Source organism: Herbaspirillum sp. UBA812, from assembly GCF_002296545.1.
GTDB classification, from domain to species: domain Bacteria; phylum Pseudomonadota; class Gammaproteobacteria; order Burkholderiales; family Burkholderiaceae_D; genus Herbaspirillum; species Herbaspirillum huttiense.
In genome coordinates this window covers 1-9,725 of the sequence record NZ_DBIC01000146.1, presented here as the reverse complement: position 1 = coordinate 9,725, position 9,725 = coordinate 1, and the positions used below count along the sequence as shown (strand labels likewise).

The following is a 9,725-nucleotide window of genomic DNA, read 5'->3' as shown; positions in this document are numbered from 1 at the left end:
CGCCGGCTGGACCGGCTGGAATCCCTGGCAGGGCCGCCAGTCGGCGCAAGCCTCGGTGCTCTACGAAGAACAGCAGAAGTCGCTGGCGGCCAAGGACAATGCCAAGGTGCAACGCGCCGCCGCCGACATCCAGGACAAGTTCAGCGGCACCGCCTACGCCGAGATGAGCGCACTGGTGGCAGCCAAGTCGGCCTTCGATGCCAATGACCTGGAAGCGGCCAAGAAGCAGCTGCAATGGGTGATCGACCACGGCCGTGGCAAGGAATACAAGGCCATCGCTGCCGTCCGCCTGGCGGGCGTGCTGCTCGATGCCAAGGCGTATGACGAGGCGCTGAAGGTCTTGTCGGGTGACTATCCCGCCCAGTTCGCGGGTGCCATTGCCGACCGCAAGGGCGATGTGCTGGCTGCCCAGGGCAAGCGCGTCGAAGCCCGCAGCGCCTACAAGCTGGCGCTGGAAAAGAGCGACGCCAAGGATCCGGGTCGTCAGCTGATCCAGATCAAGCTCGACGCCATCGGCGGCGAAGCGCCCAAGGCCTGAGGCCGGCGCTCGCGCCACTGAAGAATGCTCCGGGTCCCGGTTCGCTGTGGCGCACCGGTGGCCTGGCGGGTTGCAGATGCAACCCCGAATTGAATCGCAATCCCACCGCGAATCCATCCATCGCTTAGAGGAAACAGAATATGCGTAGTGTGACAGCCACTGCTGCCAAGGCAACATCCTTTGCTCGATCCCGTAGCGCCTGCAAGCTGGCGCTGAATGTGGCCGCCATGGCGGCTGTGGTGGCCTTGTCCGGCTGCTCGCTGTTCTCCAGCAAGAAAGATCCGAATCCGCCGGCCCCGCTGGTCGAATTCACCCAGAAGATGCGCGCCCAGGCTGCGTGGACGGTATCGGTCGGCAAGGCCGGCAGCTACCAGTTCAGCCCGGCTTTCGCTGCGGGCAGCGTGTTTGCCGCCGCCAATGATGGCACCGTGGTGCGCATCAACGCCCAGAACGGCCAGACCCTGTGGCGCAGCCGTGCCGAGGGCGACCTGACCGCCGGTGTCGGCAGCGATGGCAGCACCGTGGTGGTGGTGGCCGAGAAGGGCCGTATCCAGGCCTTCGATGCCGCCTCCGGCAAGCCGACCTGGAGCGCTCAGGCACCCAGCGAAGTGCTGTCGGCTCCGGCTGTGGGCGAGGGCCTGGTGGTCATTCGCAGCATCGACAACCGCGTGACCGCGTATGATGCCGACAATGGCAGCCAGCGCTGGATGGTCCAGCGCAACGTGCCGTCGCTGACCCTGCGCAACGCGCCGGGCATCGTGATCGGTTCGCAGACCGCTTTCGTGGCCCTGCCGGGTGGCCGTCTGTCGGCCCTGGCACTGAACAACGGCGGTCCGCGCTGGGAAGTCCCGGTGGGCGATCCGCGCGGTACCACCGAACTGGAACGCATCTCCGACGTGTCGGGCGTGCCGGCGCTGGGTTCGCGTGATATCTGTGCGGTGTCATACCAAGGGCGTATCGGTTGCTTCGATTTGCTCAACGGCAATGTGCGCTGGATCAAGGAGTTTTCCAGCGATGTCGGCGTCAATCTGGATGACGCCTACGTTTATGCGGCCGATGTCAATGGTGCCGTCACCGAGTTTGCACGCGATACCGGTGCCGTCATCTGGCGCAACGACCGCCTGAAGAATCGCCAGCTGTCCAGCCCGATCGCAGTGGGCAAGGCGGTGGCGGTGGCTGACTTCCAGGGTTATATTCACTTCCTGTCGCGGGAAGATGGCGCCTTCGTGGCCCGTCTGGCTACCGACGGCAGTGCTGTCCAGGCGCCTCCGGTTTCGACCGGTTCGTCTGTCGTTTTCCAAACCAAATCAGGAACCGTGGTCTCCGTCGTCGCTGAATAAGTGACGAACGACCCCCAAGAAAAGAAATGAAACCGGTAATTGCACTTGTAGGCCGTCCCAACGTCGGCAAATCGACGTTGTTCAACAGGCTCACCCGCAGCCGCGATGCGCTGGTGGCGGACCTGCCCGGCCTGACGCGCGATCGTCACTACGGCGAAGGCCGGGTCGGCGAACGTCCGTTCCTGGTGATCGATACCGGTGGCTTCGAACCCGTCGCCAAGGACGGGATCATGTATGAGATGGCCAAGCAGACCAAGCAGGCAGTGGTCGAGGCCGACATCGTGGTGTTCATCGTCGACGGCCGCCAGGGATTGACGCCGCACGACAAGACCATCACCGACTTCCTGCGCAAGTGCGGCCGTTCCGTGCTGCTGGTGGTCAACAAGTCCGAAGGCATGAAGTACACCTCGGTCACCGCCGACTTCTACGAGCTGGGCATGGGCGATCCTTACGTGATCTCCGCTGCCCACGGTGATGGCGTGGCCGACCTGGTGGAAGAAGCCCTGGATCAGGTCGACGCCCAGCGCGCCCAGGAGCCCGAAGCCGAGGAACCGGCCGTGCGCGGCACCAAGATCGCCATCGTCGGCCGTCCCAACGTGGGCAAGTCGACTTTGGTCAATACCCTGCTTGGCGAAGAGCGCGTGATCGCCTTCGACATGCCGGGCACGACCCGTGATTCCATCGAGATTCCCTTCGAACGCGAAGGCCGTCATTACACCCTGATCGACACCGCCGGTATCCGCCGCCGTGGCAAGGTCTTCGAGGCCATCGAGAAGTTTTCCGTGGTCAAGACCCTGAAATCGATTTCGGACGCCAACGTCGTGCTGCTGCTGCTGGATGCGCAGCAGGATATTTCCGAGCAGGATGCCCACATCGCCGGTTTCGTGCTGGAGTCGGGCAGGGCGCTGGTGGTCGGTGTGAACAAATGGGATGGCATGGAAAGCGACCAGCGCAACCAGATCAAGATGGATCTGGAGCGCAAACTGAATTTCCTTTCCTTCGCCAAATTCCACTTCATTTCAGCCCTGAAGTCGACCGGCATCGGTCCGCTGATGAAGTCCATCGACTCGGCCTATGCTGCCGCCATGGCCAAGCTGAGCACCCCGCGCCTCACACGCGCGCTGGAAGAGGCACTGGAACACCAGCAACCGCGCCGCAAGGGTTCGATTCGCCCCAAGCTGCGCTATGCTCACCAGGGTGGCCAGAATCCGCCGGTGGTGGTGATCCACGGCAATGCACTGGAAGCCATCGACGACAACTACAAACGTTATCTGGAAAAGCACTTCAGGGAAACTTTCTCTCTGGTGGGCACTCCACTGCGTATCGAGTTCAGGTCGGGCAAGAATCCTTTCATCCGGCAGGAAAAATAATCGTAAATCCTGCTATTCGATCAATGTTTTTGGCGTTGGAGCGAAAATCGTTTAAATTGAATAGCATAAAGTTGGTCAAGCACTTGATTTTCCTTGAAGTGCCTCCAAGTCCTAATCACAACAACACCGTGGAGCTGCCATGAGCAACAAAGGGCAATTGTTACAAGACCCATTCCTGAACGCATTGAGAAAAGAGCACGTTCCCGTCTCTATCTATCTGGTCAACGGCATCAAGCTGCAAGGCCATGTGGAGTCTTTCGATCAATACGTGGTCCTGCTGCGCAACACCGTTACGCAAATGGTTTACAAACACGCCATCTCTACCGTCGTGCCTGCACGTGCGGTCAACCTCAGTCTCGAATCCTCGTCCGACGAATAATGGTCTACCTGGCCGGCTTGACGCCGTGGGCATTTTGACATGCGTGCCGCGTTAGTCGGCCTGGACTTCGGCAAGAACGATTTCGCCGCTAGTCTGGATGAGCTCTTCCTGTTGGCAAAATCGGCTGGGGCGGGACCGGTGATCCCCATCACCGGCCGCCGTGCCAGTCCGGATGCCGCTCTCTTCGTTGGTACCGGCAAGGCGCAAGAAGTCGCTGATGCCGTCGCCGACCTCCAGCTCGAACTGGTCATTTTCAATCACGCTCTTTCACCGGCCCAGCAACGTAACTTGGAGCGGGTGCTGAAGGTGCGTGTGCTCGACCGTACCAGTCTGATCCTCGACATCTTCGCCCAACGGGCCAAGAGCCACGAGGGCAAGGTACAGGTCGAACTGGCCCAGCTGCAGCACCTGGCGACCCGCCTCATTCGTGGCTGGACTCACTTGGAGCGCCAAAAGGGCGGTATCGGCCTGCGCGGTCCCGGTGAAACCCAGCTGGAAACCGACCGCCGCCTGCTGGGCGAGCGCGTCAAGGCGCTGCGTGCGGTGCTGGCCAAGCTGCGCCGGCAACATGCCACGCAGCGGCGTGCACGCGGGCGCAGTGAAACGTTCTCCGTTTCGCTGGTGGGCTATACCAACGCTGGCAAGTCGACCATCTTCAATTCCGTGGCCAAGGCCGGCGTGTATGCCGCCAACCAGCTTTTCGCCACGCTGGACACGACTTCCCGTCGCGTCTACCTGGGCGAGGTCGGGCACGTGGTGATCTCCGACACCGTGGGTTTCATCCGCGAACTGCCTCACCAACTGGTCGAGGCATTCCGGGCCACCCTGGAAGAGACCATCCACGCCGACTTGCTGCTGCATGTGGTGGATGCCGCCAGCCCGGTGCGCATGGAGCAGATCGAGCAGGTCAACCTGGTCCTGAAGGAAATCGGTGCCGACCACGTGCCGCAGATCCTGGTCTGGAACAAGATCGACGCCGCCGGTCTGGAACCGGCGGTCGAGTATGACGAGTATGGTAAAATCCAGCGGGTTTTCGTCAGTGCCAAGTCTGGTGCTGGCCTGGATCTGCTGCGCGAGGCGATCGCCGCTTCGCTCAAGGCCGCCTTGGAGGCCAGGGGTCGCAGCCGTTCCCAGCCAGTCGATTCCGAAGACATGCACGCTTGAGCCGTTCGAGGGGACGGTTCGTTGCACGTTCCTGGCGCGCATTCCTCCTAGATTCTCTTAATCCATCACTTCAGCCGGAACGCAAACGCATGCTTGTGTCTTTATTCAGGAAAATCGGTGTCAAGTTTTCGTTGAACGACCCCCAATGGGGACGTGGTTCGCAAAACGACAACCGCGAGAATCAGAATAACGGAAGTAACGGCGACAAACGGCCCGAAAAACCGTCCGGCAACAACGACGGCCCGCCTGACCTCGACCAGCTCTGGCGCGACTTCAACCAGCGCATCGCCGGCCTCCTGGGCCGCAAGGGTGGCGGTTCCGACGGTGGCAACGGTGGCGGCGGCTTCAATCGTGGCGACGTCAAGGGCGCCGGCATCGGCGTGGGCGTGATCGCCGTGATCGTGGCCTTCCTCTGGCTGGCCAGCGGCTTCTTCATCGTGCAGGAAGGCCAGACTGCCGTGGTCACCACCTTTGGCCGCTACAGCCACACCACGCTGCCAGGCTTCAATTGGCGCTGGCCGTATCCGATTCAGGGTCACGAGATCGTCAACATGTCGCAGGTCCGCACCGCCGAGATCGGCTATCGCGGCAACGTGCGCAACAAGCAGTTGAAGGAATCCCTGATGCTGACCGATGATGAAAACATCATCGACATCCAGTTTGCCGTCCAGTACAAGCTCAAGAATGCCGCCGAATGGCTGTTCAACAACCGTGACCCGGATGATTCCGTGCGCCAGGTTGCCGAAACGGCCATCCGCGAAATCGTCGGCCGCAGCAAGATGGACTTCGTCCTCTACGAAGGCCGCGAAAAGGTCGCGCTCGACGTGAGCCAGCGCATGCAGCAGATCCTGGATCGCTACAAGTCCGGCGTGCAGATCACCAACGTCACCATGCAGGGCGTGCAACCGCCTGAACAGGTGCAAGCCGCCTTCGACGACGCCGTCAAGGCCGGCCAGGACCGTGAGCGCCTTAAGAACGAAGGCCAGGCCTATGCCAACGACGTGATCCCGCGCGCCTCCGGTGCCGCCTCGCGCCTGCTGGAAGAAGCCGAAGCCTACCGCTCCCGCGTGACCGCCAATGCCGAAGGTGATGCCTCGCGCTTCACCCAGGTGCAGGAAGCCTATGCCAAGGCCCCGGCGGTCACCCGCGACCGCATGTACCTGGAAACCATGCAGCAGATCTTCGCCAATACCACCAAGGTCATGGTCGATGCCAAGAATGGCAGCAACCTGCTGTACCTGCCGCTGGACAAGCTGATCCAGCAAAGCGCCACCGACGCCGCCCCGGCTGGCGGCAAGGCACCGGCATCGTCGACCGTGCAGCCCTCGGCGGGCGCGGCGTCCACCACTTCGACTGCAGGAAATGACACTGTGTATTCTTCCGAGCTGATGCGAGATTCGAGAAACCGCGATCCCCGTGATGCGCGTGATAGGGAGGTGCGCTGATGGGCCGCCTCGTCACTTCCGTCATCGTCGCCGTCGTGGCGATCTGGCTGGCTTCGTCCACCATCTTCGTGGTCGACCAGCGTTCCTCGGCCATCGTCTTTGCCCTGGGTGAAGTCAAGCAGGTCATCAGCGAACCCGGCCTGCACTTCAAGCTGCCGCCTCCGTTCCAGAACGTGATGTACCTGGACAAGCGCATCCAGACCCTGGATACCCCTGACGCCGACCGCTTCATCACCGCCGAAAAGATGAACGTGCTGGTGGATGCCTACGTCAAGTGGCGCATCGTCGATCCTCGCCTGTACTTCGTCAGCTTCGGTGCCGACGAACGCCGCACGCAAGATCGCCTGTCGCAGATCGTCAAGGCTGCGCTGAATGATGAAATCACCAAGCGCACCGTTCGGGAAGTGATCTCCAGCCAGCGCAACAACGTCATGGATGCCATCCAGGCCCGCGTGGCCAATGAAGCCAAGCAGATCGGCGTGGAAGTCATCGACGTGCGCCTGCGCCGTGTGGACTACGTGGACCAGATCAACAACTCGGTGTTCGAACGCATGAAGTCCGAGCGAGTACGCGTCGCCAATGAGCTGCGTTCCACGGGTGCTGCCGAATCCGAAAAGATTCGTGCCGACGCCGATCGCCAGCGCGTGGTGATCCTGGCCGAAGCCTATCGCGAATCCGAAAAGATCCGTGGTGCCGGCGACGCCAAGGCGTCCCAGATCTACGCTCAGGCCTTCGGCCAGAACCCGGACTTCTACAAGTTCTATCGCAGCCTCGAAGCCTACCGTGCCAGCTTCAAGAACCGTCATGATGTGATGGTGTTGGATCCGAGCTCGGAGTTCTTCAAGTACTTCAAGGGAGTCGGCGGCGGCAATACCAGCGCTGCGAAGAAGTAAAAATCTGCTTATCAGGCGATAATGTGAACAGTTCTGCGCCGCCGCGTATTTCCGGCGGGCAGGGCAAACCGGATGGATGCCGCTGGTAAAGGGCATCTTTCCTTTTTTGGTCGGACACAATGTGCCGGGGTGCAATTTTCCCGGTGTGCAAGAAGAGGGGCGGCAGGCATTCCCGGACCGCCCCGATTGTTCGTCTGGGCGGCTGCTTCTGATCTGGCTGTCCGAACTACGCAAGTACGCAAACCGTTTTTTTCTGCTTTGACTTTTGTTTATGCCTAACTGGCTTCTTCCCGAAAACATCGCCGATGTCTTGCCCTCCGAAGCGCGCAAGATCGAGGAACTGCGCCGCCGTCTGCTCGACAATTTCCGCCTCTATGGCTATGAAATGGTCATGCCGCCGCTGCTGGAGTATCTCGAATCGCTGCTCACCGGTGCCGGCCAGGATACCGACCTGCGCACCTTCAAGCTGGTCGACCAGCTCTCCGGCCGCACCCTGGGCGTACGCGCCGACATGACCACGCAAGTGGCGCGCATCGACGCCCACCTGCTCAATCGCGCCTCGGTCACCCGCCTGTGCTATGCCGGCAGCGTCCTGCATACGCGCCCGACGGGCTTGCACGCTACCCGCGAACCGATCCAGATCGGTGCCGAGATCTATGGCCACGCCGGTATCGAAGCCGACGCCGAGATCCAGGAACTGGCCCTCAATTCGCTGGCCCTGGCCGGCATGCGCACCATCCGCCTGGACCTGTGCCACGTCGGCGTGCTGCGCGCCATCATCGCCAACGATGCTGGTGCCAAGCGTGATGAAGCCCAGCTCTTCGGGCTGCTGCAGGCCAAGGATGTGCCGGGTCTGAAGGAAATTACGGCCTCCTATCAGGAAGGCACGCGCGCAGCCTTGCTGGCGCTCCCCAACCTGTACGGCGACATTTCCGTCATCGCGCGCGCGCGCATCACCTTGCCGGCGCTGCCCGGCATCGGCCAGGCGCTCGACGAGCTGCAGGCCGTAGTGGAACTGGCAGCCGGCCATGAAGGGGCGGCTGTCACCATCGATCTGGCCGACCTGCGCGGCTATCACTACCACAGCGGCGTGATGTTCTCTGCCTATGTGCCGGGCCTGCCCAATGCGGTGGTGCGCGGCGGCCGCTACGACCATGTGGGTGAAGCCTTCGGCCGTGCGCGGCCGGCCACCGGCTTCTCCCTGGACCTGCGTGAACTGGCACGACTGATGCCGGGCGCAGAACGAAAACGCGCCATCCTCGCCCCTTGGGGCAGGGACGCCGGTCTGCGTGAGAAAATAGCGCAATTGCGGCAAGCGGGAGAGATCGTGATCCAAAGCCTTCCCGGCCACGAACACGATCAGGACGAATTCGATTGCGATCGCGCACTCGATTTCAGCAATGGAAACTGGATTATCAAAAACTTGGGTTGAGTCATGTTACAGAACAGCAATGCAAAGAATGTCGTCGTCATCGGTACGCAATGGGGCGACGAAGGTAAGGGCAAGATCGTCGATTGGCTGACCGATCACGCCCAAGGCGTGGTGCGTTTCCAGGGCGGCCACAATGCCGGCCACACGCTGGTCATCGGCGGCAAGAAGACTGCGCTGCAACTGATTCCCTCGGGCATCATGCGCGAAGGCGTGGCTTGCTACATCGGTAACGGCGTGGTGCTGTCGGTGCCCGACCTGCTGCGCGAAATCGACAAGCTCGAAGCCGCTGGCGTGGAAGTCTGCTCGCGCCTGAAGGTGTCGGACGCCTGTCCGCTGATCCTGCCGTATCACGTGGCGCTGGACGTGGCGCGTGAAGCGGCCCGTGGCGTGGACAAGATCGGCACCACCGGCAAGGGCATCGGCCCGGCCTACGAAGACAAGGTGGCCCGTCGCGCCATCCGCGTGGCTGACCTGCTGAACGAAAAGCGCTTTGCCGAAAAGCTGCTGGCCAACCTGGACTACCACAACTTCGTCCTGACCCACTACCTGAAGACCCAGCCGGTGGACTACCAGAAGACCCTGGACGATGCCCTGGCCAACGTGCCGCGCATCAAGCCCATGGTCACCGACGTCTCCAGCGACCTGTACGCCATCCACAAGGCCGGCGGCAAGATCCTGTTCGAAGGCGCGCAAGGCAGCCTGCTGGACGTGGACCATGGCACCTATCCGTTCGTCACCTCCAGCAACTGCGTGGCCGGCAATGCCGCCGCCGGTGCGGGCGTGGGTCCGGGCATGCTGCACTACATCATGGGCATCACCAAGGCCTACACCACCCGCGTCGGTTCGGGCCCGTTCCCGGCTGAGCTGCCGACGGACGTCGGCACCGGCAAGCACCTGGCGTCGGTCGGTCATGAATTCGGTACCGTCACCGGCCGTGCGCGCCGTTGTGGCTGGTTCGATGCCGCCTTGCTGAAGCGCTCGGTGCAGATCAACGGTGTCTCCGGCATGTGCCTGACCAAGCTGGACGTGCTCGACGGTCTGGAAACCATCCGTATCTGCACCGGCTACAAAGACGCCAATGGCCAGGTGCTGGTCGATGCGCCGACCGACGCCGACAGCTACATCGGCCTGCAGCCGGTCTACGAGGAAATGCCCGGCTGGAGC

9 protein-coding genes are annotated in these 9,725 nt (G+C 61.9%); all 9 read left to right on the top strand.

From position 1 onward, the window contains the following. Positions 1–538, top strand: a 538-nt coding sequence (locus B3873_RS09235; protein ID WP_286865460.1) for a tetratricopeptide repeat protein, incomplete at its 5' end; no start/stop codon positions are given. Between the two features lie 140 nt (positions 539–678). Next, positions 679–1,878 (top strand): outer membrane protein assembly factor BamB, encoded by a 1,200-nt coding sequence (gene bamB / locus B3873_RS09230; protein WP_039785361.1) that lies wholly within the window; start codon positions 679–681, stop codon positions 1,876–1,878. A gap of 26 nt (positions 1,879–1,904) precedes the next feature. After that, complete coding sequence (gene der, locus B3873_RS09225; protein WP_039785362.1) at positions 1,905–3,248, top strand: ribosome biogenesis GTPase Der; 1,344 nt, start codon at positions 1,905–1,907, stop codon at positions 3,246–3,248. A 139-nt stretch (positions 3,249–3,387) separates the two neighbouring features. Beyond that, on the top strand, positions 3,388–3,627 hold the full coding sequence (gene hfq / locus B3873_RS09220; protein ID WP_006463311.1) for an RNA chaperone Hfq: 240 nt from the start codon (positions 3,388–3,390) through the stop codon (positions 3,625–3,627). A gap of 39 nt (positions 3,628–3,666) precedes the next feature. Then, positions 3,667–4,791: a GTPase HflX gene (gene hflX / locus B3873_RS09215; RefSeq protein WP_286865455.1), complete on the top strand. Its 1,125-nt coding sequence runs from the start codon at positions 3,667–3,669 to the stop codon at positions 4,789–4,791. An 89-nt stretch (positions 4,792–4,880) separates the two neighbouring features. Continuing rightward, positions 4,881–6,236, top strand: a complete 1,356-nt coding sequence (hflK, locus tag B3873_RS09210) for an FtsH protease activity modulator HflK (protein WP_286865454.1) — start codon at positions 4,881–4,883, stop codon at positions 6,234–6,236. Then, positions 6,236–7,129 (top strand): protease modulator HflC, encoded by an 894-nt coding sequence (gene hflC, locus B3873_RS09205; protein ID WP_039785371.1) that lies wholly within the window; start codon positions 6,236–6,238, stop codon positions 7,127–7,129. The genes hflK and hflC overlap by 1 nt, the downstream gene beginning before the upstream one ends. A gap of 271 nt (positions 7,130–7,400) precedes the next feature. Next, positions 7,401–8,561, top strand: coding sequence for an ATP phosphoribosyltransferase regulatory subunit (locus B3873_RS09200; RefSeq protein WP_134222766.1), 1,161 nt, complete (start codon positions 7,401–7,403; stop codon positions 8,559–8,561). A gap of 3 nt (positions 8,562–8,564) precedes the next feature. Next, a partial coding sequence (locus tag B3873_RS09195; protein ID WP_286865453.1) for an adenylosuccinate synthase occupies positions 8,565–9,725 on the top strand: 1,161 nt, incomplete at its 3' end.